This is a genomic window from Tabrizicola soli (assembly GCF_015999335.1).
GTDB classification, from domain to species: Bacteria; Pseudomonadota; Alphaproteobacteria; order Rhodobacterales; family Rhodobacteraceae; genus Tabrizicola; species Tabrizicola soli.
This window is the reverse complement of sequence record NZ_JAEACP010000019.1, coordinates 83,871-104,826: the sequence shown is the minus strand read 5'-3', so window position 1 is coordinate 104,826 and position 20,956 is coordinate 83,871. Positions and strand designations below refer to the sequence as shown.

General features: G+C 65.8%; 24 protein-coding genes. 3 read left to right on the top strand and 21 right to left on the bottom strand.

Annotation, left to right across the window (positions count from 1 at the left end):
• Positions 1 to 79: 79 nt before the first annotated feature.
• The 9 genes from I7S92_RS17480 to I7S92_RS17440 all read right to left on the bottom strand — a co-directional run bounded on the left by I7S92_RS17480 (position 80) and on the right by I7S92_RS17440 (position 7,363).
• Positions 80 to 556: a c-type cytochrome gene (locus I7S92_RS17480; RefSeq protein ID WP_165053279.1), complete on the bottom strand. Its 477-nt coding sequence runs from the start codon at positions 554 to 556 to the stop codon at positions 80 to 82.
• Positions 553 to 2,505, bottom strand: coding sequence for a penicillin-binding protein 2 (mrdA, locus tag I7S92_RS17475; protein ID WP_197646701.1), 1,953 nt, complete (start codon positions 2,503 to 2,505; stop codon positions 553 to 555). Before mrdA ends, I7S92_RS17480 begins: the two co-directional genes overlap by 4 nt.
• Positions 2,492 to 3,205, bottom strand: coding sequence for a ferric reductase-like transmembrane domain-containing protein (locus I7S92_RS17470; protein WP_197646699.1), 714 nt, complete (start codon positions 3,203 to 3,205; stop codon positions 2,492 to 2,494). The genes mrdA and I7S92_RS17470 overlap by 14 nt, the downstream gene beginning before the upstream one ends.
• A 26-nt stretch (positions 3,206 to 3,231) precedes the next feature.
• On the bottom strand, positions 3,232 to 3,723 hold the full coding sequence (locus I7S92_RS17465; protein ID WP_197646696.1) for a hypothetical protein: 492 nt from the start codon (positions 3,721 to 3,723) through the stop codon (positions 3,232 to 3,234).
• Complete coding sequence (locus I7S92_RS23370) at positions 3,713 to 4,129, bottom strand: FixH family protein (protein ID WP_197646694.1); 417 nt, start codon at positions 4,127 to 4,129, stop codon at positions 3,713 to 3,715. The genes I7S92_RS17465 and I7S92_RS23370 overlap by 11 nt, the downstream gene beginning before the upstream one ends.
• A 1-nt stretch (position 4,130) precedes the next feature.
• Positions 4,131 to 5,114 (bottom strand): c-type cytochrome, encoded by a 984-nt coding sequence (locus I7S92_RS17455; protein WP_242070262.1) that lies wholly within the window; start codon positions 5,112 to 5,114, stop codon positions 4,131 to 4,133.
• A 2-nt stretch (positions 5,115 to 5,116) separates the two neighbouring features.
• Positions 5,117 to 5,761, bottom strand: a complete 645-nt coding sequence (locus tag I7S92_RS17450; RefSeq protein WP_197646692.1) for a c-type cytochrome — start codon at positions 5,759 to 5,761, stop codon at positions 5,117 to 5,119.
• Positions 5,762 to 6,304: 543 nt separating this feature from the next.
• Entirely contained in the window at positions 6,305 to 6,865 is a 561-nt protein-coding gene (locus tag I7S92_RS17445; protein ID WP_197646690.1) for a L,D-transpeptidase, read from the bottom strand.
• Positions 6,866 to 7,210: 345 nt separating this feature from the next.
• The gene (locus tag I7S92_RS17440) at positions 7,211 to 7,363 is read right to left on the bottom strand and encodes a hypothetical protein (protein ID WP_154664631.1); all 153 of its coding nucleotides are present in this window, start codon (positions 7,361 to 7,363) and stop codon (positions 7,211 to 7,213) included.
• Between the two features lie 23 nt (positions 7,364 to 7,386).
• On the opposite strand from I7S92_RS17440, the gene I7S92_RS17435 reads away from it, so the two are divergent.
• Genes I7S92_RS17435 through I7S92_RS17425 form a run of 3 tightly spaced genes read left to right on the top strand, consistent with a single transcriptional unit; the run spans position 7,387 to position 9,306 of the window.
• Positions 7,387 to 7,950, top strand: a complete 564-nt coding sequence (locus I7S92_RS17435) for a L,D-transpeptidase (RefSeq protein WP_028030801.1) — start codon at positions 7,387 to 7,389, stop codon at positions 7,948 to 7,950.
• Positions 7,951 to 7,952: 2 nt separating this feature from the next.
• Positions 7,953 to 8,714: a DsbA family protein gene (locus I7S92_RS17430; protein ID WP_197646688.1), complete on the top strand. Its 762-nt coding sequence runs from the start codon at positions 7,953 to 7,955 to the stop codon at positions 8,712 to 8,714.
• Between the two features lie 4 nt (positions 8,715 to 8,718).
• Positions 8,719 to 9,306 carry a cobalamin biosynthesis protein CobQ gene (locus tag I7S92_RS17425; RefSeq protein ID WP_197646679.1) on the top strand — a complete coding sequence of 196 codons (588 nt, stop codon included), beginning with the start codon at positions 8,719 to 8,721 and terminating at the stop codon, positions 9,304 to 9,306.
• Positions 9,307 to 9,356: 50 nt separating this feature from the next.
• On the opposite strand, the gene I7S92_RS17420 is transcribed toward I7S92_RS17425, so the two are convergent.
• From I7S92_RS17420 to I7S92_RS17365, 12 genes are all read right to left on the bottom strand, one after another.
• The gene (locus I7S92_RS17420; RefSeq protein ID WP_197646678.1) at positions 9,357 to 10,289 is read right to left on the bottom strand and encodes a DMT family transporter; all 933 of its coding nucleotides are present in this window, start codon (positions 10,287 to 10,289) and stop codon (positions 9,357 to 9,359) included.
• Positions 10,240 to 11,760, bottom strand: coding sequence for a thymidine phosphorylase family protein (locus I7S92_RS17415; protein WP_242070260.1), 1,521 nt, complete (start codon positions 11,758 to 11,760; stop codon positions 10,240 to 10,242). The genes I7S92_RS17420 and I7S92_RS17415 overlap by 50 nt, the downstream gene beginning before the upstream one ends.
• Positions 11,757 to 13,115 carry an MBL fold metallo-hydrolase RNA specificity domain-containing protein gene (locus I7S92_RS17410; protein ID WP_197646677.1) on the bottom strand — a complete coding sequence of 453 codons (1,359 nt, stop codon included), beginning with the start codon at positions 13,113 to 13,115 and terminating at the stop codon, positions 11,757 to 11,759. Before I7S92_RS17410 ends, I7S92_RS17415 begins: the two co-directional genes overlap by 4 nt.
• A 13-nt stretch (positions 13,116 to 13,128) precedes the next feature.
• The gene (locus tag I7S92_RS17405; protein ID WP_197646676.1) at positions 13,129 to 14,028 is read right to left on the bottom strand and encodes a ribose-phosphate diphosphokinase; all 900 of its coding nucleotides are present in this window, start codon (positions 14,026 to 14,028) and stop codon (positions 13,129 to 13,131) included.
• 23 nt (positions 14,029 to 14,051) lie between these two features.
• Positions 14,052 to 14,324, bottom strand: coding sequence for a hypothetical protein (locus I7S92_RS17400; RefSeq protein WP_197646675.1), 273 nt, complete (start codon positions 14,322 to 14,324; stop codon positions 14,052 to 14,054).
• Positions 14,325 to 14,408: 84 nt separating this feature from the next.
• The gene (locus I7S92_RS17395; RefSeq protein WP_197646674.1) at positions 14,409 to 15,119 is read right to left on the bottom strand and encodes a DUF6629 family protein; all 711 of its coding nucleotides are present in this window, start codon (positions 15,117 to 15,119) and stop codon (positions 14,409 to 14,411) included.
• Between the two features lie 15 nt (positions 15,120 to 15,134).
• Positions 15,135 to 16,043 carry a carbamate kinase gene (gene arcC, locus I7S92_RS17390; protein WP_197646673.1) on the bottom strand — a complete coding sequence of 303 codons (909 nt, stop codon included), beginning with the start codon at positions 16,041 to 16,043 and terminating at the stop codon, positions 15,135 to 15,137.
• 4 nt (positions 16,044 to 16,047) lie between these two features.
• Positions 16,048 to 17,049 carry an ornithine carbamoyltransferase gene (argF, locus tag I7S92_RS17385; RefSeq protein ID WP_197646672.1) on the bottom strand — a complete coding sequence of 334 codons (1,002 nt, stop codon included), beginning with the start codon at positions 17,047 to 17,049 and terminating at the stop codon, positions 16,048 to 16,050.
• An 18-nt stretch (positions 17,050 to 17,067) separates the two neighbouring features.
• Positions 17,068 to 18,297 carry an arginine deiminase gene (locus I7S92_RS17380; RefSeq protein WP_197646671.1) on the bottom strand — a complete coding sequence of 410 codons (1,230 nt, stop codon included), beginning with the start codon at positions 18,295 to 18,297 and terminating at the stop codon, positions 17,068 to 17,070.
• Positions 18,298 to 18,310: 13 nt separating this feature from the next.
• Positions 18,311 to 19,750 (bottom strand): YfcC family protein, encoded by a 1,440-nt coding sequence (locus tag I7S92_RS17375; RefSeq protein WP_197646669.1) that lies wholly within the window; start codon positions 19,748 to 19,750, stop codon positions 18,311 to 18,313.
• A 70-nt stretch (positions 19,751 to 19,820) separates the two neighbouring features.
• Positions 19,821 to 20,477 (bottom strand): methyltransferase family protein, encoded by a 657-nt coding sequence (locus tag I7S92_RS17370; RefSeq protein WP_197646667.1) that lies wholly within the window; start codon positions 20,475 to 20,477, stop codon positions 19,821 to 19,823.
• Positions 20,474 to 20,791 (bottom strand): DUF2933 domain-containing protein, encoded by a 318-nt coding sequence (locus I7S92_RS17365; RefSeq protein ID WP_197646665.1) that lies wholly within the window; start codon positions 20,789 to 20,791, stop codon positions 20,474 to 20,476. Before I7S92_RS17365 ends, I7S92_RS17370 begins: the two co-directional genes overlap by 4 nt.
• Positions 20,792 to 20,956: the final 165 nt, after the last annotated feature.

Genomic DNA, 20,956 nt, shown 5'->3' with positions numbered 1-20,956 from the left:
AGAGTTTCAGGCGGTCTGCACCCTCTAGTTCCTAGAGAGGCAAGCGGAAATCGGGAGGTCGGCGGACCTGCTTGCGGCTTCAAGGCGAACCTGCTTCCAACTGGCTACGTTCAGCCTGCGCGGCGCGGATGCGGTCGGGCCAGGTTGACCGGATATAGGCGAGGACGGCTTCGATGTCGTCTTCGGTCAGCTCGTCGCCAAACCCAGGCATGCCGGAGGTGAAGTCGACCCCCATATCGTCCAGCACCGCCTGCCCCCCGCGGCGGATGTAGTCCCGCAGCATCGCGTCCCCATGATGCCAGGTGTGGCCGGTTTCGTCGTGGGGCGGCGCGGGATAGGTGCCGTCCTCCCTCGCCGACTGCCAGTCCGGCTGCCCTTCCAGATTGGCACCGTGGCAGGAGGCGCATCTGGCCGCGTAAATGGCACGCCCACCTTCGATGTCGGGCGTGTCGTGAAAAAACGCACGGGCTGGAACCGACGAAAGTACAAAGGGGGTTGCGGCGACGGCGACTCCGAGAACGCTAAGGGAGCACGCCCTTCTGAGCCAGTGCATCATGTCCGGCTCACCGTAGCCGTCGTGCCGTCCGGCGGCAGGATGCGTTCGGACAAGAGAGCCAGGTCCTCCCGCACGCGCGCCCTCTGCGATGTCGGATAGGCGTCCTCGGGGGGCAAGCCGCCATGCTGCGCAAACAGCATGATGTCGCGCGCAATTGGCGCGGCGGCCGTTGACCCGCCGCCACCGTGCTCCACCACGACCGTGACGGCAAAGCGGGGCGCATCATACGGTGCGAAGGCCACGAACAGCCCGTGATCTCGACGGTTCCACGGCAGCTCGTCCTGCGAACGGACGCCTGCGGCCCGCTCAGCTGCGGTGATAGAGAAGACCTGGCTCGTTCCAGTCTTGCCCGCCATCGCCTGCGCCGGATCGGCGATGCGCGAGGCATAGGCCGTCCCGCGCTCGTGGTTCGAGACCTCGAACATGCCCTGTCGCACGATGGCCAGTGCTTCGGCCGACAGACCGAGTGGGGCCGGATCAGGATTGTCTTGGTCCTGCCCGCCAAACGGCCGCACCAGACGCGGCAGAACGGCGGTCCCCGACGCCAGTCGCGCCGTCATGGTAGCAAGCTGGATCGGCGAGGCGAGCGTGAAGCCCTGGCCGATTGAGGCATTGATGGTGTCCCCTATCAGCCAGTCCTGCCCATACCTTTCCTGCTTCCAAGCGCGCGACGGGTTGTTGCCATGCGCCATGCCGGACAGCGGAAGGTCGTACTTCTGGCCAAGCCCCAGCCGGTCGTTCATCGCGAAGATACCGTCGATGCCGATGCGCTGCGCGACCTCATAGAAGTATACGTCGCAGGACTCGCGCAGCGCGCCGACCATGTTCACTCGGCCATGACCACCGCGCTTCCAGCAGTGGAACCTGCGGCCGGAGATCTCGACATAGCCATTGCAGGCGACAGTCTCTTCCGGGTCCATCAGCCCGGTTTCCAGCGCGGCCAGCGCATTCGACATCTTGATCGTCGATCCCGGCGGATAGGCCCCCTGCACCGTCTTGTCGGAGAGCGGGCGGAATTCGCTGTCGCGGAGCGCGCCGTAGTCGCGGCTGGAAATCCCGCGGACGAAGAGGTTCGGATCGAAGGACGGCGCCGAGGTGCAGCCAAGAAGATCGCCGCTCGTCACGTCCATCACGATCGCGGCGGCACTTTGCCCTTCAAGGCGGACGCGCATGAAGTTCTGAAGGTGGTGGTCGAGGGTGACCTGCATGTCGGGGCCCGAGGTAGCAGGGTCGAGCGCCAGCTCGCGCATCGTGCGACCGGAGACATTGACCTCAACCCGCTGGGTTCCCGGCAGGCCGCGCAGGGCGCGTTCATGGCTGCGCTCGACCCCGGTCTTCCCGATTTCAAAATCGGGAAGGCGGAGCAGTGGCTCATTGTCGGCAGCCTCGTTTTCCAGATCGTTGTCGCTGACCGGTCCCACATAGCCGACCTGATGGGCGAAATCGGGCCCGAAAGGATAAACACGGGACAGGACCATCTCGGGGTGAACGCCCGGAAGCACGGGGGAGTTCAAGGCCACGATGGAAAGCTCGTCCCAGGTGACCCGGTCCTTTACCGTAATCGGAACGAAGGCCCGCACACGGGCCGTCTGCTCGCGGACCTTGGTCAGTGTTTCCTCGTCTAAACCAAGGAGTAGACGCAGCTTCTCGAGGACATCTTCGACATCCCGTGCTTCCTCCCGCACGAGCGTGATGCGGTAGGCCTGTTCGTTGTCCGCAATAATCTTTCCGGCCCGGTCAAAGATGCGCCCCCTGTCGGGACGTACCAGCCGCAGGCTGATCCGGTTCTCTTCGGCCAGCAGGTAGTATTGTTCGGCATCACGGACGCCCAGTTGCCACATCCGAAAGCCCAGAACGCTGACCACCGAGGACATCGCCCCACCCAGCAGGAGGGACCGCCGGGTCGTCTTCCTTGCCGCATGCGCGAGTTCGCGTTCAGACCGACGCACGACTTGCCTCCTCTCCCGGCAGTTCGGACGCGGCCTTGGCGCGGATGGTCTTCAGGTAGGCCGCCGCGCGCAGACCAAGGACCAGAACCACAAGTCCGACGAACCAGGGCTGAAGCGGGTTCGGCGGTGGCGTTGCCCGGTGGAAGCTCAGGAAATGCATGAAGAGGAAGTAGGCGACATGGGCGACGGTCAGCCACCACATCGGCAGGACGCCCATCTGCAAGAACTTCCAGCCTGACAGTCCCAGACGCCGCATCGCAAAATCGCTCGACGTGGCGGCAAGCAGCACCGCGAGGACGAGGGCCGCGATCCCGATGGCATTGGCAAGTCCGAAACCATGCTGGAACATGACATAGACCAAGAGGTCGGGATGCCATTCGAACCCGAAAAGCCGCATCAGATCCCATTCAACCCAGCCGACGAGGATGATCACCGCATGGACGATCACCAGAAGGCAGCCATGGATACCCATCTCACGGCGGAACGGCAGCAGCGGAACCGCTGCGCGCAGGAAGCGGGTCAGTGGCCCGAAGGCCATCGACAGCGCGATCAGCACCAGCGAGGCATCCCCGAAGGCGCGGTTCCATCGATGCATCGGGCTGAACTGCGCGTGAACCGCCGCAAAGCCCAGCACGAGCCCCGTCGCAAGGATGGCCACGAGCGTGTGCCGAACCAGCGTCTTCCGGGCCAGCCCACGCATCGCTGACCGCAAACCAGTTGACGCTGTCACAGCGGGCCTCCCGTCATGGGAGTTTCAACGCCGCCGACAATCTGAAGGTCGGATCGGGACTCGCGAAACGCGCGCCATGTGCGAAAGGCAGCAAAGCCCATGGTGATGACCCCGGCTGCCGCGAGCCAGGGCCGGACCGGATCGAACCATGCGAGCAGCGCCGGCCCGCCGAAGATCAGCATCAGGACCTTGTTGCAGGTCGGACAGGCGATCCCGAGGAAGCTCGCAAGACCGCCTGCCCCGGATGTCCGCAGCCGGCATCGGGGAACCCAAAGCGCGACCGTCACTCCGGCCAAGAGTGCCGTCAGGACAGTGGCCCCGAACTCCCACGGACCAACCGGAGTCATGCGGACGAACAGGGGGTTCGCCCAGACTGCCGTCACCGTCCCGAGGACAGCGAACATCGCGATGCCGACGGCGATGCCGCGAAACCCCCGGTGCAGGGTATCATCGTGCCTTGCCTGTTGTGTCGGTCCGTCACTGTGCATCAAATTCAACCTCTGCGCGATCCTCGCCAAAGCCAACACTGACCACCCACCGTCCAGCCATTGGCAACTTGAGATTTGCTCGCCAGACCCCGGCCTCGACTAACTGAAGCGGCGGATCAAAGCCGTCCATATGCATCTCCATCATCGCGAAGTTCACGTCCGGCCGCATAGCGGCAGATTCGATGGCATCGGCATCCGGCGTGAACTGGATCTCGAGACGGACGTCCCGGTTTCCGAGCACATAGACCTGGACGTCGATCCGACCATCCGGAAGGACTTCCGACACTTCGGCCGTCGGCACGCTCTGATCCGCAACGGTGTCTCGCGGATCGAGCGTGCGCACCGTAGTCCAGATGAACGCGCCCACAAGGGCAAAGACGCCCAGAGCAAGCGCCACTGCGAGCACTCTAGTTCTCATTGCCCATCTCCATTTGCGAGTGGTCCATCCCCGCCATCGGGGTCTCCGTGACAGGACGAGCGGGTTCCGGGATGTCCCCGCTGCCGTCGGGGTCGAGCAGGTAGGTCGCGATGGCTTCGCGGTCGGCGTCGGTCAGGTACGAGGTGCCCTCGGCCACGACTTCGGCCATGCTGCCGCCAAAGGCATCCCCGTTGGGCAACAGGCCCGTCTGAAGCGCATAGGCCAGATTTGCGACCGTCCAGCCGCCTTCCAGAAGATCGGCTACCAAGATCGACGGTGCCTTGCTGCCGCCGGGGAGACTGTCGTTTCCGGCGAAGCGGGCGGAGTCGTCCAGGCCGCCTGCAAGCGTTCGGCCGGTATGACATGCCGCACAATGGGCCGCGCCTTCAACCAGCAAACGCCCGCGATTCCACGGCGACGATGTGCCCATCAGCGCATCCGTCTCCGGCGCGTCGAGGTAGGCAGCGCGCCAGAGCTTCAGGCCCGAGCGGAAGCTGAACGGAAATCCCACATCATGCGCGGGGGCAGCATCCGCAACCGGCGGAACGGTGCGGAACGCCTCCCACAGGTCGGCGATCTCTTGATCGGTGAAGCCTGCGTAGAAGGAATAGGTGAAGACCGGATAGTAGGGGTCACCCTCCGGCGAGACTCCCTGGCGGACAGCCTTGGCGAAATCCTGAATGGTCCAGCCGCCGATCCCGGCAGTAGGATGCGGAGTGATGTTCGGGGGCACGAAGATGCCGAAGGGCGTGTCGAGCGGCGCTCCTCCGGCGAGCGCCAGTCCCTTGGCAGCCGCGTTGGTGTGACAGGACACGCAGCCGCTGGCGCGGGCCAGATAGGCGCCGCGTTCTGCATCCCCGGGCGGGAACGCGGCGGGCTCGGGCGCGCCTACAGGCCATAGCGCCAGTACCCCGGCACCGAACCCGGCGACAACGACCGGGACAATGACCGAAAAGCGGATCAAGCCCCGCATCGTCAGTTCCGACCGGCGCGAAATTGCGAATGGCAGGACGAACAGGTAGCGCTGATCCGGGTGAAGAGGTCGTCAGCGGCCAACGTCGTCAGATCGAACGCCAGCGTCGCCGGGTCCGATGTGCCGCGCGCGACCTGGACCTCTTGGGTTCTTTCGCCGTAGCCCATCAGCTCCGCTACTGTGAAACCCTCCTTGACTTCCGGAGCCGGGGTCATCGTCATTGCCGAATGATCCATCCCGGCCATATCGTCGGCGGGCGGAAGCGCCTTTTCCAGCCCGTTCGGAGCCGCCACGGCGAGAGCGTCGGCGTAGGTCTTCAATTCTCCTGCAAGCGCTGCGAAGTCCTGCCAGTCGGACCAGATCTCCGGCCTGGCATAGGTCACCCCTTCGAGGCTGCCTTCCGGGAACAGCGACAGCATCGTCTCGCCCGCGTGACCAGCGATGACACTCGCACCCTCTGACACGATGAATGTGTCGTAGGGAGCCGTGCCCTGCATCATCGGCGCCAGCTCCGCCACCGTGTCCCGCATCGCCGTCATCCCGTTCATCCGTTCCAGGACGACACCCGTCGCCCCGTTATGTGCCAGCGCCACTGCCGCAACTGCAGAAGCGGCAAGCGCCAAAGCGCCTGTCCATTGTGGTTTCATCTGCCTGACTGCCCTTGGTTTCTTGTTGTTGACCGATCCCGCGTCCCGCCTCCGGCGGGTCGCGCGGCTTGCGCAACTGTCTGGTGTCAGGCTGACAGAGATTGAACTGTCGACAGAGCTGCGGAGAGCCTATCGAACCGTCAGACGCACGTCCGGCCTGACTGTCAGATCCGGGTTCGGGGGGGAGGCAGGGTCACAGACGGGCCGCCGAAGCGGCGTTGCGACTGCTTCGGGTCCGGTCGCAGAGTGATCACGATTGAAAGGGACAGTGCTGTGACCGGCCCCTCGGACACGACGAAAACAGTGCAGGCGAGGCCTGGGTGGCATGCAGGTGCCGGCGTGGTCTCTTGCCCTAAGTTACTCGCGATCTCGATTGACGTCTCGGGATGATGATCCTCGACAGGGCCCGCCTCTGCGGTCTGTCCCAGGATCAGGCCAAGCGCCAGGACCAGGGACAACAGCCACATCGACACCAACCGCAAGAACCTGTGCGAAAACAGGTTCTTGAGTGCGTTCGGTGAGGTCGAAGATGGTTTCATCCGTCTAGATCAGCTTCACTTGCGTCCCGACCGGCGTCCGGTCGAAAACTTCCTCGATATGTTCGTTGTAAAGCCCGATGCAGCCGTTCGACGAGCGGCGACCGATCTTGCGCGTGTCGTGTGTACCATGGATACGGTAGTATTGCCACGACAGGTAAAGGGCGCGGGTGCCGAGCGGGTTGGCCGGGTCGCCGCCGGGCACGAAGGCCGGCCATTCCGGGTTCCTTTCCCGCATCGACGGTGTCGGGGCCCAACTCGGGTTCACCCGTTTCTCGACGACCTCGGTATAGCCCCGGCGGGTCAGCTCGTCCGACAGCGGGACCGAGGTCGGGTAGAGGTACATTTGACCGTCGCTCGTCCAGTGCTGGAGGACCTTGGCCGTCGTGTCAGAGATGATGATCCCGACGCCCAGAGCATCGAAGTGATCCTGCCACTCGTGGGTGCGAAAAGCCGAGATGTTGTTACGGACCGGGCCAGGCGTGTCTTCCGACGCGCTGGCGGCGCGACCGGTCACGAAAGGCGCGGCAAGTGCTCCGGCAACAAAAAGCCGTCGAGTGAATCGCATGTTCTGCTCCTTTTTGAGCAAGGTTTGCTTCCTTCCAACGTGGGAAGGTCAAACGGCTTTGCATCGCGGCCGGGTCACAAACAGGTGAATGCGTTGCGTTTTCGCCAATCCTGGAAGGAATTTGGTGCTTCACCTAGATGTGATCAGTCGGCACTTAGGTGAGAGGGGCTATGCTCCAGCCATGCGGTTGATGATGGCCCTCCTGTGCAGTTTCCTCCTTCTCGCCACCCTTTTTGGACTGGCGCACTCAGAACGATCACCGCACGGAGTACATGCTGACGCACTTCACGCCCAACCCCTGATACCAGACGCTTTCTGCGGTGAGGGGTCAGGACACGGAACATGTCAGCTTGTTTTCCCCGGTGAGCCAGTGCCCGTCACTCTGATGTCGGTGGCCGGATCGTCGCATTTCGAGATCACGCCGGTCATGGGCTCCAGCCGCAGTTTGGCCCCCCACACGCCGCCGCCGCGATACGTCTTCTGAACGAACCCGGTCATTTTCGTTCCTCTCAGGAGATAGCATGATTTCCCGACGCTTCCTCATTGGCGGGGCCGCACTTGCAGCGCTGTCCTCGCCCACCATCCTTCGGGCCCATACCGCAGAGCCGTTTGTGCTGGCCGACGAATTCCAGCCCCGCGAGGTGCGCGTCCGCGAGCAGCACGCGCCCGGACAGATCCTCGTGTTCCCGCGAAGCTTCTTTCTGTACCACGTCTTCGATACCGAGCGGGCGATCCGCTACGGAGTCGGTGTCGGCAAGGCCGGGCTTGCCTTCAGGGGGTCCGCGATCATCGAGCGCAAGGCCGAATGGCCGTCCTGGCGTCCGACGAACGACATGATCCGCCGCAATCCTGACCGTTATGCCCAGTTCGCCGATGGTGTCCCCGGCGGGCCGAACAACCCCCTTGGGGCGCGCGCGCTCTACCTTTACCGGGAAGGGCGCGATACCTACTATCGTATCCATGGCACGACCGAGCCGTGGTCAATCGGTCAGTCCGTCTCGAACGGTTGTATCCGGATGCTGAACGAGCATGTGATCCAGCTCTACGAACAGGTGCCGGTTGGAACACCGGTGACTGTGATGTGAACGTGAGGCGCCGCGACCTTCTCGTCTTCGGCGGGATCGTTGCCCTTATCTATGGTCTGCGTGCCCTTCCCTGGGACCGGCTCCCGGGCCGCGGGCCGCGCTATGCCGACATTGCGGATCTGCCGCCGTTTCGCCGCCTTGAAGGGAGTGGCCAAACGTCCGGAGCAACGCCGGCATTTGTTGGCCTCGATCCGCCGTCAGAAGATGCAGACCAACGCCGCGCGCGTGCTGACGTTGTGCGTGTCGACCCCTGCCCTGCCCTCTTTGGCACCCACGTGACGCCGGGGGTCGTGCCGATTGCCTATTTCAGCGAGTTCCGCTGCCCCTACTGCCGGGCGCTGGAGCGGGACCTCGACACATTGCTGGTCGAATTTCCTGCCTCCTTCCGCTTTGTCCAACATGAACTCCCCATCTTCGGACCGCCCTCCGAGCTTGCCGCGCGCGCTTCGGTCGCGGCTGCACGGCAAGGCAAGCAGCAGGAGCTTCGCCGCCGCTTCATGCGAACACCGCTCGTGGCCGAGGAGGCCTCAGTCCTGCGCGTGGCGGCCGACGTCGGTCTCGACGCCGACCGGCTGGCCCGCGACATGGTCTCGCCTGACGTGCAGGCAGACCTCGACCGGACGCGGGCACTTGCCGACATATTCGGGTTTGTCGGCACTCCCGGCTTGGTGGTGGGACGGACCGTCCTGAACGGCGCGATCCCCTATGCGCTGCTGCGCCGGATTGCAGAGGACGAAGCATCCATGCCGGACCCGGTCTGCTGAGGTCATGAACACGCCGTCGCACATGCTGATCGGGGCTGCCGTCTTCGCGCGGCCACTAGCACCGGCAACCTTGATCGCAGCGCTCGCAGGAGGGCTAGCCCCGGACATGCCGATGTTTGCGATGGTGCTCTGGGCGACCCGGGTTGTTGGCGTGCCAGAACATGAGGTCTTCAGCACGCTTTTCTTCTCGGAGACCTGGCAGTCGGTCTTTGCGATTGACCACAGCTTCTTTATCTGGGGAGGGCTGCTCGGGTTGGCTGTCTGGCGCAGACAGATCATACTGCGCGCCTTCGCGGGTGCCGGTCTCCTGCATGCCCTTGCGGACTTCCTGACCCATCACGACGACGCCCGTAGCCAGTTCTGGCCTGTTTCCGACTGGGTGTTCCAAAGTCCAGTCAGCTACTGGGACAGTCGCTTCTACGGAGATATCTTCGGCGTGTTCGAAGCAACTTTGGCGGTCACGCTAACCGCCCTTTTGTGCGCGCGGCTGCGGCAATGGTGGGAGCGCGCGCTGGTTCTTGTCGTTGCCGGGCCTATGGTGATTCCAATTCTTCTGACGGGCAGTCTGCACAGTTTGCATGGGATGGGTTGAACAGGAAACAGCACCATGATGATCGCATTCCAAGACTCCCACCGATACCCCTATTTTCTGCGTGAGAGGGCAAGCGCGATCCCGATGAGCGTCAGGGCCATTCCTGCTATTGTTGATGGCGCGAGGCTCTCGCCCACGAACACGACACTGATCGCAACACCGATCGGCGGGGCGAGGAAGTTGAAGGCGTTCGCGGCGTTCAGCGGACAGTCCTTCAGAACTGCGATCCACAGTGTGAATGTGACCGCCGTGCCACCGATGCCAAGGACTGCCACCAGCGCAAAAAAGCTGGGGTTCAGGATCTGCGACGACCATGATTCGGTCAGAAAAGCCAGAAGCGCGAGAGGAACTGCGCCAAGCAGAAGCTGAACCGCCGCAGCCGCGACCGGATCCACATCCGAGGCAAACCGCTTGGTAAGAGCATTGCCGAAAGCGGTGCCAAGAGTTGCCGCCATGACCAACACAACACCCAAGGCCGCCGTTGAGCCGCCTGCCCAGATGTCCTGAAGTGTCATCGTCGCGATCCCCGCCAGCGCGATGGACATACCGGCGGCTTGCCTCGCTTTGAAGGGCTGGCCGAACATCGCCAAGGCGAGCAGGGCTGCGACGATAGGCTGTGTTCCTGCCACCACGGTCGCGATGCCAGGCGCTACCAAGCCTGCAGCGCCGAACATTGCGGCGAACCCGATAGTCGTCGCCGACAGGCCGGACAGCGCCACGCGAAGCCATAACCCACGGGTCTGGGGAAAGGGACGGCGCAGCATGAGGGCCAGCATCAGCAGCGCAAGCCCCGCGGTCCCGGCGCGCAATACTGCGAACTGGAACGGCGGCGCATAGGTCAGACCGACCGAGAGGAGCGGGTAGCACAGCGCCGTCAGCGTCGCGACCGCAAGCAGACTGGCGACCGTGCCGCGACCAAGCCGGCCGGGCCGGTCACCCGGCGACGGTGATGGCGGGTGCGCCGGTCCAGTAGTCGATGGCATAGGCGATTTCCCCGGTGCTGGCCGCATGAAGATGAAACAGCGGCTGGCCCTTTGCGACCGTGTCGCCGACATGAACCGCAAGGACAAGTCCGGCGGCGGGGTTTCCCGGCGCCCCGGCCAGTTTGGCCAGCCGGGCCAGACGCCGGTTGTCGATGGCGGTGATCTGCCCGGCGAAGTGTGCCGTCACCGCGCGGATCTGGGCCGCCTCGGGCGGCTGGCGCAGGCCACCCTGCACCTCGCAGATGGCGGCGAACTTGGCCCAGGCGCGACCGTCGGACAGAACCGCCCGCGCAAGATCGGCACCGGTGCCGGGCGCCGCCGCCCCGCCGGTTTCAAGCAGAACCGCCGACAAGGCCAGAGCGCGCTCGGCCAGGTCCAGCGGCGCTTCGGGCTCGCCGCGCAGGACGGCAAGAACGTCCCGCGCCTCCGGGGCTGGGCCGATGCCGCGCCCGACCGGCTGGCTTCCGTCGGTCAGTAGGCAAGCAACCTTCAGGCCCAGCCTTGCGCCCACCAGCGACAGCCGGGTCGCGAGCCCACGCGCCGCCTCGGCGGTCCGCACTTTGGCGGTCGGGCCGACGGGAATGTCGATGACGACATGGGTTGATCCGGCGGCGACCTTCTTCGACAGGACAGAGGCGATAAGCTGACCTTCGGCGTCGATGTCGATCTCGCGCTCGATCCGCACGAAGGCGTCGTCGGCCGGGCTGAGCCGGACCGCGCCGCCCCAGACAATGCACCCGCCCTCGGCTTCCACCACGCGGCGGATCGCGGGCAGGTCGAGATCGACCGGCGCCAGCGTCTCCATCGTGTCGGCCGTTCCGGCGGGCGAGGTGATGGCGCGCGACGAGGTCTTGGGGATCACCAGACCGCAGGCCGCGGCGATCGCCACCACGATCGGCGTCGTACGGTTGCCCGGCAGCCCGCCGACGCAATGCTTGTCCATGACGCGCGGCGCGTCCCAGGACAACCGGTCGCCGACCACGACCATGGCGCGCGTCAGCGCAGTGGTTTCCTCGTCATCCAGCGGCAGCGCAGCCCCGGCTGAAAGGAAGGTGGCAAGCTGGACGTCGCTCAGAAGCCCAGCCTGCACATCGCCCAGGATCGCCGTGAAATCTTTCTGCGCCAGCGCGCCGCCGTAGAGCTTGTGCCGCACCAGCGACATCGACGCTGCCGGCGGGGCGGGGCGGACCGTCGCCACCGCGCCCTCGGTCGCACCAAGGCGCATCCAGGCGTCCTCCGACAGGCCGATCTCGTGCGGGTTCAGAAGCCCCGCCTCGACCTGAAGCAGCCGTGCCGTCACGCGCCGCCCGCCGGTCGCGATCTCGACCCTGGCGCGGGCGTGAAGCCCCTCGGAGCGGCAGACATGGCAATCGGTCCGCATCAGGGCCAATGGCTCGCCCTGGCTGTGCAGCCCGACCCGGACCAGCCGCATCGGCGCCGGGGCCGGATCGCCGCCGTCCCGAAGGGTCAAAGCGTGAACTCCTGCCCCTGTCGCGCCGCATCCGCGCGCCAGCCCAGTTCGCGGCTGATCTTCACCCGCAGCGCCTCGGCCGCGTCGGGCTCGCCGTGGACAATGGTGACATGCTTCGGCGCGGCGCGGAAGCCGCCCAGCCAGCGCAAGAGCTCGCCCGCATCCGCATGGGCCGACAGCATCGGCAGGTTGGCGACCTCGGCCCGCACCGGCACCCATTCGCCGAACATCTTCACTTCGGAAGCGCCGTCGACCATCGAGCGCCCGCGCGTCCCCGCCGCCTGGAAGCCCGAGAACAGGATCAGGTTGCGCCGGTCGGGCGCGAAGGCGCGGATATGGTGCAGGACGCGGCCGCCGGTGGCCATGCCGCTGGCCGAAATCACGATCTTCGGGTAGGCATTGGCGGTGATCGCCTTCGACCCTTCGACATCGCGGACATAGGTGGCGATGGCGCAGGCGTCGCGGCAGATGCCGGGCGACAGCCGGTGGTCGTCGGGATAGGTGCACAGCAGTTCGCTGGCGTTGATCGCCATCGGACTGTCGAGATAGACCGGCAGGTCGCGGAACCGCCCGCCCTGCTTCAGCTTCCAGATGTAGTAGAGCAGGCTCTGCGCCCGCCCGACCGCGAAGGCCGGGATCACCACCGTGCCGCCGCGTGCGGCGGTGCGCGAGATCAGTGCCGCAAGCGCCTCGGCCGGGTCGGTCTGGTCGTGGCTGCGGTTGCCGTAGGTGGATTCGATGACGATATGGTCGGCCTCCTCCACCGCTTCGGGATCGACCATCACCTCGTCGCCGTAGCGGCCAAGATCGCCCGAGAACACCACCTTGCGCCCGCCCCAGTCGATGCCGGCGGTCGCCGCGCCAAGGATGTGGCCCGCGTGCCGGTAGGTCAGTTCCGCATCGCCGAGGATCGTCGTCGGCGCATGGAAATCGACATCGACAAAGGCCTTCAGCGCCTGTTCGGCCTCCTTGACGCCGTAGAGTGGCTTGGCGGGCTTGTGCTTGGCAAAACCCTTGCGATTGGCGTATTCGGCGTCCTTTTCCTGCAGGTGGCCGCTGTCGCGCAGGATGAGTTCGGCCACCGCCCGGGTGGAGGGCGTGGCGTAGATCGGGCCGCGAAAGCCGTCGGCCACCAGCTTCGGCAGATAGCCGGAATGGTCGAGATGGGCATGGGTCAAGACCACCGCGCCGATCGACCGCGGTTCGACCGGAAACGGCTCCCAGTTCAGGTCGCGCAGGTTCTTCAGGCCCTGGAACATGCCGCAGTCGACCAGGATGCGCTGGTTACCGCGGGTCAGAAGATGACGCGATCCGGTGACGGTTCCAGCGGCGCCGTGGGTGGTGAGGGTCAGCATGGGCATTCTCCTGTCAGGTTCCGGACCGCTCGGGCAGCGCCGCCAGTGCCGCCGCGACAAGCGGGGCAAGCGGGATCGCGTTCGACGGATGGGGCACGCTGTCGCAGGAGACCACCCGCGCCGCGACCGCCTGAAGCCGCGGATAGGCGTCGCCGGCAAACAGCGCGTGGACCACGGCGCAGACCGGCCGCGCCATGCCGCGCGCCGCCAGAAGCCCCGCCGCCGCGATCAGCGTGCGCCCCGACGAGGCGATGTCGTCGACCAGCACCGGGGTGCAGATGGCATGTCCGGCAAGGTCGGGCAGTTCTACCGACACGTCGTAGTCGCCGCGCCGGGTCTTTTCCATCACCGCCCAGGGCGCGCTGATCCGCTCGGCGATGGCTTCAACCCATTGTGCGCTTTCGGAATCCGGACCGATCAGGAGCGGGCGCGGCACTTCGGCGGCGATCCAGTCGGCCAGCGCCGGGGCGGCCCGCACCGCCGCCGCCGGAATGCTGTAAAGCTCGGTCAGCGCCGCCCGGCGGTGCAGGTGCGGGTCGACCGTCACCAGCCCGTCGAACAGCGACGAGACCAGCCGCGCGAAGGTGTCCGAGGTCACCGCCTCGCCGGAGCGGAAGGCTTTGTCCTGGCGCATGTAGGCAAGATAGGGCGCGACCAGACGCACCCGCGCCGCCCCCTGCGTCCGCGCAGCATCCGCGGCGAAGGCGAGGCGCAGGAAGTCGGGGTCCGGCCCGGCGAGCGTGGCGACCAGGTCAACCGCGCGCCCCGCCACCGGCGACAGCAGCCGCAGATAGGTCTCGCCGTCCGGAAAACGCCGGGTCTCGATTGCGCCGACCTCTCCGCCGAAGGCGGCGAGATCCTGCGCAAAGCGCTCGTTGCCTGGCAGCGGAAGGATCAGGGGAAGCGGCGTCATGCTGGTTGCTCCGGCTTCTTGCGTCAGGCGAACCGCCGGAAGGCGAAATTGCGGATCGGCACGAAGAGGACGGCAATGTACCAGCCGATGAAGACGGCCCAAAGCAGCCCAAGGACGGCACTGGTGGCGGTCAGCCAGACAAAGCCCGGTATGACCGCTTCCAATACACTGCGCATCCCCTGCGGCGGAAGGACGAGCGCCGCGAGCAGGCAAAGGACGTAAGTGGCCGAAAGAAAGCCAGACAAGGTGACGCCCATCGGCACGATTGACAGCGGCCTGAAGTCGGGACGAGTCATTTCGGATCCTCCGGTCGGATGCGTTTCATATGTCAATAGACGCGCACGGCAGCCTGCGATTACATCCGTGCCTTCCGGCACCGATCAGACCCGGCCCGGCGCGGCCTGATGTCCGAAGAGTTCCGGACACTCTTCGGCGCATTTGTTGGTCAGGATGATCCAGGCGAGGTGAATCGTCGCCAGACCCGCCAAGAGGCAGAAGAACGAAATGTAGGCATAGCGCAAGAGCGTCACGTCAACGATCACCACCACCGCCACTGTCAGCGCAAAATGCCGCATGTGCCGGTAGCGCGACAGGGCGGGCGGCGCGATGATCAGGAAGACATAGAGCGCGTAGCTGACCCAGCGCGGCAGGAACTGGTCCAGCAGCATCGAGTTTTCGTAGGCCAGGGAGTCGCGGTTGACCGTGACCACCAGCCAGTCGGTGCCGAAGCCGTGCGGAATGTAGAGCAGCAGGCCAAGCAGCAGCCCCACGCCGGTCATCGCCAGGAACCACGGACGGCGGCGGCTGTCCGACGGCTCCAGCACCCAGACCGAGAAGGGAATCCAGAACGGCCACATGAACCAGGTGAAGAAGATGAAGCCCATCGCGCCCCAGACCATCGTGCCGTGGTCGCCGCTGTTGACGCCGACCCAGACGAAGCCCTCGGTGAACTGCTGGATGCCGGCAAAAAGCGGCATCAGCCCGATCGGCAGGTAGCGCCAGTTGCTGCGCGCGGCCTTGACGATGATGGCCGCCCCGCCCGCCGTGAGCAGTGCGCTGGCGGTGAAACTGACCGTTGCCGAAAGACACATGGACTTGTCCTTTCCCTATCCCGAGATCGCTGTTCCGGCCGCGCCGATGAGGATCGCGCCCGCGTCCTCCAGCCGACCGATGCCCGCCAGCCTGCCACCCGCAGCGACGAAGGCCAGCCCGGCAGCGACCTTCGGCCCCATCGAGCCCGCGGGCAGCGCCATCCGCTGCGCCTCGGCTGCGGTGAGGCGCGGGATGCGGCGCGCAGCGGGCGTGCCGAAGGCGTCCTGCACGCCGTCCACATCGGTCAGCATGAGCAGGGCATCGGCCCCGAGGTTTCGGGCCAGAAGCGCGCTGGCATGGTCCTTGTCGATCACCGCCTCGATGCCTGAAAGGCTGCCGTCGACCCGCCGCACCACCGGAATGCCACCGCCGCCCGCGCAGATCACCACCACGCCCTGCGCCAGAAGCAGGCGGATCACCTGCAGGTCGGGGATTTCGACCGGCTTCGGCGAAGGCACGACCCGCCGCCACGACGCACCATCCGGGGCGACGGTCCAGCCGCGCGCGGTCGCCAGCCGCTTTGCCTCGGCCTCGGCATAGACCGGGCCGACAGGCTTGGTCGGGCGGGCAAAGGCGGGATCGGCAGGATCGACCAGCACCTGCGTCAGCAGCGCTGCGACCGGGCGGTCGTGGCCAAGGGCGTTTTCCAGCTCCTGCTCGATCAGATAGCCGATCATGCCTTCGGTTTCGGCGCCCAGCAGGTCCAGCGGATCGGGCGCATCGGGCCTGTAGGCCGCACCCTGCAAGGCCAAGAGGCCGACCTGCGGGCCGTTGCCATGGGTCACCACCAGATCATGCCCGGCCCGCACCAGCCCGGCCAATGCCACCGCCGCCCGCGCCGCATTGGCGCGCTGAGCTTCCGCCGTCATCGGCTCGCCCCGGCGCAAAAGCGCGTTGCCGCCAAGCGCCGCGACCACCAGCATCGCCTCAGCCCCCCAGCGTGGCGACCAGCACCGCCTTGATCGTGTGCAGCCGGTTCTCGGCCTGGTCGAATACCACCGAGGCCGGGCTTTCGAACACCTCGTCGCTGACCTCCATCTCGGTCAGGCCGAACGTTTCGGCGATCTCGCGGCCTACCGCCGTTTCGGTGTTGTGGAAGGCCGGCAGGCAGTGCATGAACCGCGCCCGCGGGTTGCCGGTGCGGGCCATCATCGCAGCGTCGATCCGCCAGGGGGTCAGCAGCTTGATGCGTTCGGCCCATTTTTCCTTGGCCTCGCCCATCGACAGCCAGACATCGGTATACAGGAAATCCGCGCCCTTCACCGCTTCGTCCGGGTCCTTGGTCACGGTGATCCGCGCGCCGGTCTCCTTCGCGATGGCCTCGGCCTCGTCGATCACCGGTTTCTTCGGCCAGCAGGCCTTGGGCCCGCCCAACCGCACGTCCATGCCCATCTTGGCCCCGCCGATCAACAGGCTTTCGCCGACGTTGTTGCCCGCATCGCCAAGGAAGGCGAAGGCGATCTTCCTCAGCGGCTTTTCGGCATGTTCCTGCATAGTAAGGAAATCGGCCAGCACCTGGGTCGGGTGGAACTGGTCGGTCAGGCCGTTGTAGACCGGCACGCCCGCGTGCCGGGCCAGCGTCTCGACGATCTCCTGGCCGAAACCGCGATATTCGATCGCGTCATAGACCCGGCCCAGGACACGGGCAGTGTCCTTCACGCTCTCCTTGTGGCCGATGTGGCTGCCCGTGGGGCCGAGATAGGTGACATGTGCGCCCTGGTCATGGGCGGCGACCTCGAAGCCGACGCGAGTGCGGGTGGAATCCTTCTCGAAGATCAGCGCGATCTCGCGGCCCTTCAGCAGCGGCTGTTCGGTCCCGGCGTATTTGGCGGCCTTGAGGTCGGCGGAGAGTTTCAGCAGGAAGCCGACTTCCGCCGGGGTATAGTCCCGCAGGGTCAGGAAATGACGGTTGCGCAGGTTGAAGCTCATGGTTCTTTTCCTTCGGTGTCAGGCCGGGTCGCGGATCGTCGGACATGTCATGCAATGGCCGCCACCCCGGCCCCGGCCAAGCTCGGCCCCCGGCATCTCGCGCACGTCGATGCCTTCGGCGCGCAGCATGGCGTTGGTGTCGTCGTTGCGGTCGTAGCCGACGATCACGCCGGGGCGGAGCGCCACCACGTTGTTGCCGTCGTTCCACTGTTCGCGGGCGCGCTCGGCCGGGTCGCTGCCGCCGGTGGGCACGATCCTGAGCTTCTTGTAACCGATGATCTCGGCCACGACCTCGAAGATCGGGCGGCGGTCCTCGGTGACGCGGAACGGCTTGCCCGGCCCGTCGGGGCGCAGGTCGAAGCAGGTGATGCCGTCGGCGACCTCCTTGAACGTTGTCACCACATCGCCGCCGCAGAAGGTGAACACGGTGTCGAGATGCATCGCCGAGCGGGTGCGCGGCAGGCGACAGGCGACGACGCGGGACGCCGCGCCCTGGTCGAACAAAGCCTGCGCGAAAAGCCCGATGCCCTGGGCCGAGGATCGCTCGCCCATGCCGACCAGCACGGTGTCGCGGCCCACCGGCATGATGTCGCCGCCCTCAAGGCTCGCCGGGCCGAAATCGCGGGTGGGATCGCCGAACAACTCGCGCACCCGGCCGGCGAATTTCGGATGGTGGCGGTAGATCGCGGTGGTGAGCAGCGTCTCGGGCTTCCGCGCTGCCCAGAACATCGGGTTCAGCGACACGCCGCCGTGGACGAAGGCGCTGTTGTCGCGGGTGAAGATCATGTTGGGCAAGGGTGGCAGAATGAAGCCCGCCTTGCCAAGCCAGGCCCCGAACAACCCCTCTGGGGCAAAGGGCAGGTCGCCCACCGTCAGCCCGCCGATCAGCCAGCGCGCCAGATCGGCCCCCGGCAGTGCCTCCATCCACAGGCGCAGGGGTTCCACCATGCCCGCGCCCACGGTGGTCAGCGTGATCCGGTGGTCAAGGACGAAGGCGCGGCCCGCCGGGATGTCCAGCGTTTCCGCCAGAAGGTCGTTCGCGTCCAGCACATCGATGCCTTCGGCGCGCATCAGGTCGGTGAAGACCGCGTGGTCCCTGATCGCCTGCTTGACCCAGAACACGTCGTCGAACAGAAGATCGTCGCAGTTTTCCGGCGTCAGGCGGCGGTGGGCGAGGCCGGGGCGACAGACGATCACCTGGCGCAGTCGGCCGGACTCGGAATGGACGCCGAGGGTTGGTTCGGACATGGGGAGTCTCCGGTCAGAGATAGGTGGCGACGCTGAGCGCGGCCATGATGAAGACAGTCAGGATCAGCAGGAGCGGCCAGACAAACCCCAGCCAGCGCTCGTAAGGCACCCGCGCGATGGCCAGCCCGCCGATCACCACCGCGAAGGTCGGGTTGATCAGGTTCACCAGCCCGTTGGCCGACTGATAGGCGGTGACGGCCAGTGACCGGTCGACCCCGGCAAAGTCCGACAAGGGCGCCAGGATCGGCATCGACAGCACCGCAAGGCCCGAGGAGGACGGAACGAAGAAACTCATCCCCACCTGGATCCAGTAGAGAAGGTTGATGAACGCGAGGTCCGAGAGGCCCGAGACGGCCCCGGCGGCGGCGTTCAGGATGGTGTCGGCGATCAGCCCCTGTTCCATCACCACCACGATGCCGCGCGCCAGCCCGATTACCAGCGCCACGCCCAGCAGGTCGCGCGCCCCGTCGATGAAGGCGCCGGTCAGCCGCTTTTCGCCCAGCCGTCCGACCAGCCCGACGACGATGGCGGCGGCGAAGAACAGCGCGCTCATCTGCGCCATCCACCAGCCCTGCGAGGATACCCCCCAGATCAGCGCGACGAAGGTCAGCGCAAAGAGGACAAGGACGACCGACTGGGTGCCGGTCAGCATGTCACCCGCACTTTTCCCACTGGCATCGGTAAAGGCGGCGCGGTGGTCGGCGGCAAGGTCGGCCACCCGCGACCGCGACGGATCGCGCTGGACGCGGGCCGCATAGCGCATGACATAGGCGATGCAGATGACCAGCCCGCCCAGCAGGATCACCAGCCGCAGCGCCAGCCCCTCGGTGAAGGCCACGCCCGCGGCGTTCGAGGCGATCACCGTGGCGAAGGGGTTGATCGTCGAGCCGAGCGTGCCGATCCCGGCCCCCAGCAGGATGATCGCCGCACCGGTCACCGAGTCATAGCCCGCCGCGATCATCACCGGCACCAGAAGCCCGTAGAAGGCCAGCGTTTCCTCGGCCATGCCATAGGTCGTGCCGCCAAGCGCGAAGAGGCTCATCAGGAAGGGGATCATCCAGATCTCGCGCCCCTTCAGCCCGGACATCGCCCGGCGGATGCCGGTGTCGATGGCGCCGGTGGCGTTCACGACCCCCAGGAACCCGCCCAACAGCAGGACGAACAGCGCCACGTCGATGGCGTTGGCGGCATAGCTGTCGGGATCGTAGAAGCCCGCGACCGGCGCCATCACGATGTCGATGACCCCCTGCGGGTTGGCCTCGACCGTCTTGTAGGTGCCCGCGACCGCGATCTCGCGGCCGACGGCCTCGTTCTCCACCCGGTCGAAGCGGCCGGCGGGGATGACCCAGGTCAGGCCCGCGACCAGCACGATCAGCGCGAAGAGGATCGTGTAGGCGGTCGGAAAGCGGTCGGCCAGCCGGTCGGTTCCCGAGTTGGTGTCGATGTCGCTCATTCTGTGTTCCATTCTGCTCGGGCGGGAATAGAGCCTCTGCGCCGCCGCCCTTGTTGGGAGAGGCCGACGATCAGGAAGTCGCCCCGCTTTCGGGACGGCTTGTCGGCAAGTAGGCAGGCACCCGGCTTGCCCAGGCGTCATATTCCGCGCCAAACCGCTCGCGCGCCTCGGCCTCCTCGCTGCGGGCAAGGCGGAGGTACATCCAGACAAGCACCGGATACATCGCCAAGGTCAGGATGGTTGGCCACTGCACCAGAAAGCCGGTCAGGATCAGCACAAAGCCCACATACTGCGGATGCCGGATGCGGGCGTAGGGCCCGGTCGTGGCCAGCCGCCCGGCGCGCTGCGCCTTGTAAAGCACCGGCCACGCGACCGAGAGCAGCCAGAAACCTCCACCGATCAGCAAGTAGCTCAGAAGGTGGAACGGTCCAAAATGCGGACTGCCTCGCCAGCCGAACATCATCTCGGGCAGGTGGCCAGCATCGTGCGAGAACCAGTCGATGCCAGGGTAGGTGGTGCCAAGCCAGCCAGAAAGCAGATAGATGGTCAGCGGAAAGCCGTACATCTCGGCAAAGAGAGCGACCAGAAAAGCGCTGAACGCGCCAAAGCTGCGCCAATCCCTCGGCGTCTGCGGCTTGCTAAAACTCAAGGCAAACATGATGAAGACGGCCGCATTTACAAACGCGAGAAGCCATAGCCCGTAGGCAGGTGCGGTATCCGGGGTCATCGCGGGCCTCCCTCGCTGTTTTCGGGAGGCTTCTCCGTCGCCGGGCCGGTGACATCGCCTGACCGACCGCCAAGACCGCTGTGGCCTCCGCGCCCGCCATGGCCGCCGTGCCCGCCGTGCATCAGGGAATGCAGGCCGATACAGGCGAACAGCGGCAAGATCACCAGCAGATTTCCAAAGGGAATGTGCAGCCGGTGCTCGTAAAGGAGGAGCAGCGCGCTCAGCGCAACGAACCCAACCAATGCCAATCCCCAACGTGTCTTGTACCACGCTGCGGGGTCATCCGGCTTCTGTGTTTGATCATGCTGATGCATTGCTTGCCTCCAAGGTCACGCATTTGCTGGCCGTGCATGGAAGGAGACGCTCAAGCTGCCGAGATATTACAGGCTATCGGCGACATTTGGTTCATCCGCTCCGCCCTCGACATGCCTCTGCACGGGTTGATCTTGGTCAATGTTGCTCTCGTCCACGCGACGTAG

What these genes read in the sequence shown, in the direction of transcription:
- I7S92_RS17480 (WP_165053279.1), bottom strand. Translation starts at nt 556, where the DNA reads ATGATGCACTGGCTCAGAAGGGCGTGCTCCCTTAGCGTTCTCGGAGTC.
- I7S92_RS17470 (WP_197646699.1), bottom strand. Translation starts at nt 3,205, where the DNA reads ATGCGTGGGCTGGCCCGGAAGACGCTGGTTCGGCACACGCTCGTGGCC.
- I7S92_RS17465 (WP_197646696.1), bottom strand. Translation starts at nt 3,723, where the DNA reads ATGCACAGTGACGGACCGACACAACAGGCAAGGCACGATGATACCCTG.
- I7S92_RS17455 (WP_242070262.1), bottom strand. Translation starts at nt 5,114, where the DNA reads ATGCGGGGCTTGATCCGCTTTTCGGTCATTGTCCCGGTCGTTGTCGCC.
- I7S92_RS17450 (WP_197646692.1), bottom strand. Translation starts at nt 5,761, where the DNA reads ATGAAACCACAATGGACAGGCGCTTTGGCGCTTGCCGCTTCTGCAGTT.
- I7S92_RS17445 (WP_197646690.1), bottom strand. Translation starts at nt 6,865, where the DNA reads ATGCGATTCACTCGACGGCTTTTTGTTGCCGGAGCACTTGCCGCGCCT.
- I7S92_RS17440 (WP_154664631.1), bottom strand. Translation starts at nt 7,363, where the DNA reads ATGACCGGGTTCGTTCAGAAGACGTATCGCGGCGGCGGCGTGTGGGGG.
- I7S92_RS17435 (WP_028030801.1), top strand. Translation starts at nt 7,387, where the DNA reads ATGATTTCCCGACGCTTCCTCATTGGCGGGGCCGCACTTGCAGCGCTG.
- I7S92_RS17425 (WP_197646679.1), top strand. Translation starts at nt 8,719, where the DNA reads ATGAACACGCCGTCGCACATGCTGATCGGGGCTGCCGTCTTCGCGCGG.
- I7S92_RS17420 (WP_197646678.1), bottom strand. Translation starts at nt 10,289, where the DNA reads ATGCCATCGACTACTGGACCGGCGCACCCGCCATCACCGTCGCCGGGT.
- I7S92_RS17410 (WP_197646677.1), bottom strand. Translation starts at nt 13,115, where the DNA reads ATGCTGACCCTCACCACCCACGGCGCCGCTGGAACCGTCACCGGATCG.
- I7S92_RS17405 (WP_197646676.1), bottom strand. Translation starts at nt 14,028, where the DNA reads ATGACGCCGCTTCCCCTGATCCTTCCGCTGCCAGGCAACGAGCGCTTT.
- I7S92_RS17400 (WP_197646675.1), bottom strand. Translation starts at nt 14,324, where the DNA reads ATGACTCGTCCCGACTTCAGGCCGCTGTCAATCGTGCCGATGGGCGTC.
- I7S92_RS17395 (WP_197646674.1), bottom strand. Translation starts at nt 15,119, where the DNA reads ATGTGTCTTTCGGCAACGGTCAGTTTCACCGCCAGCGCACTGCTCACG.
- arcC (WP_197646673.1), bottom strand. Translation starts at nt 16,043, where the DNA reads ATGCTGGTGGTCGCGGCGCTTGGCGGCAACGCGCTTTTGCGCCGGGGC.
- argF (WP_197646672.1), bottom strand. Translation starts at nt 17,049, where the DNA reads ATGAGCTTCAACCTGCGCAACCGTCATTTCCTGACCCTGCGGGACTAT.
- I7S92_RS17380 (WP_197646671.1), bottom strand. Translation starts at nt 18,297, where the DNA reads ATGTCCGAACCAACCCTCGGCGTCCATTCCGAGTCCGGCCGACTGCGC.
- I7S92_RS17375 (WP_197646669.1), bottom strand. Translation starts at nt 19,750, where the DNA reads ATGAGCGACATCGACACCAACTCGGGAACCGACCGGCTGGCCGACCGC.
- I7S92_RS17370 (WP_197646667.1), bottom strand. Translation starts at nt 20,477, where the DNA reads ATGACCCCGGATACCGCACCTGCCTACGGGCTATGGCTTCTCGCGTTT.
- I7S92_RS17365 (WP_197646665.1), bottom strand. Translation starts at nt 20,791, where the DNA reads ATGCATCAGCATGATCAAACACAGAAGCCGGATGACCCCGCAGCGTGG.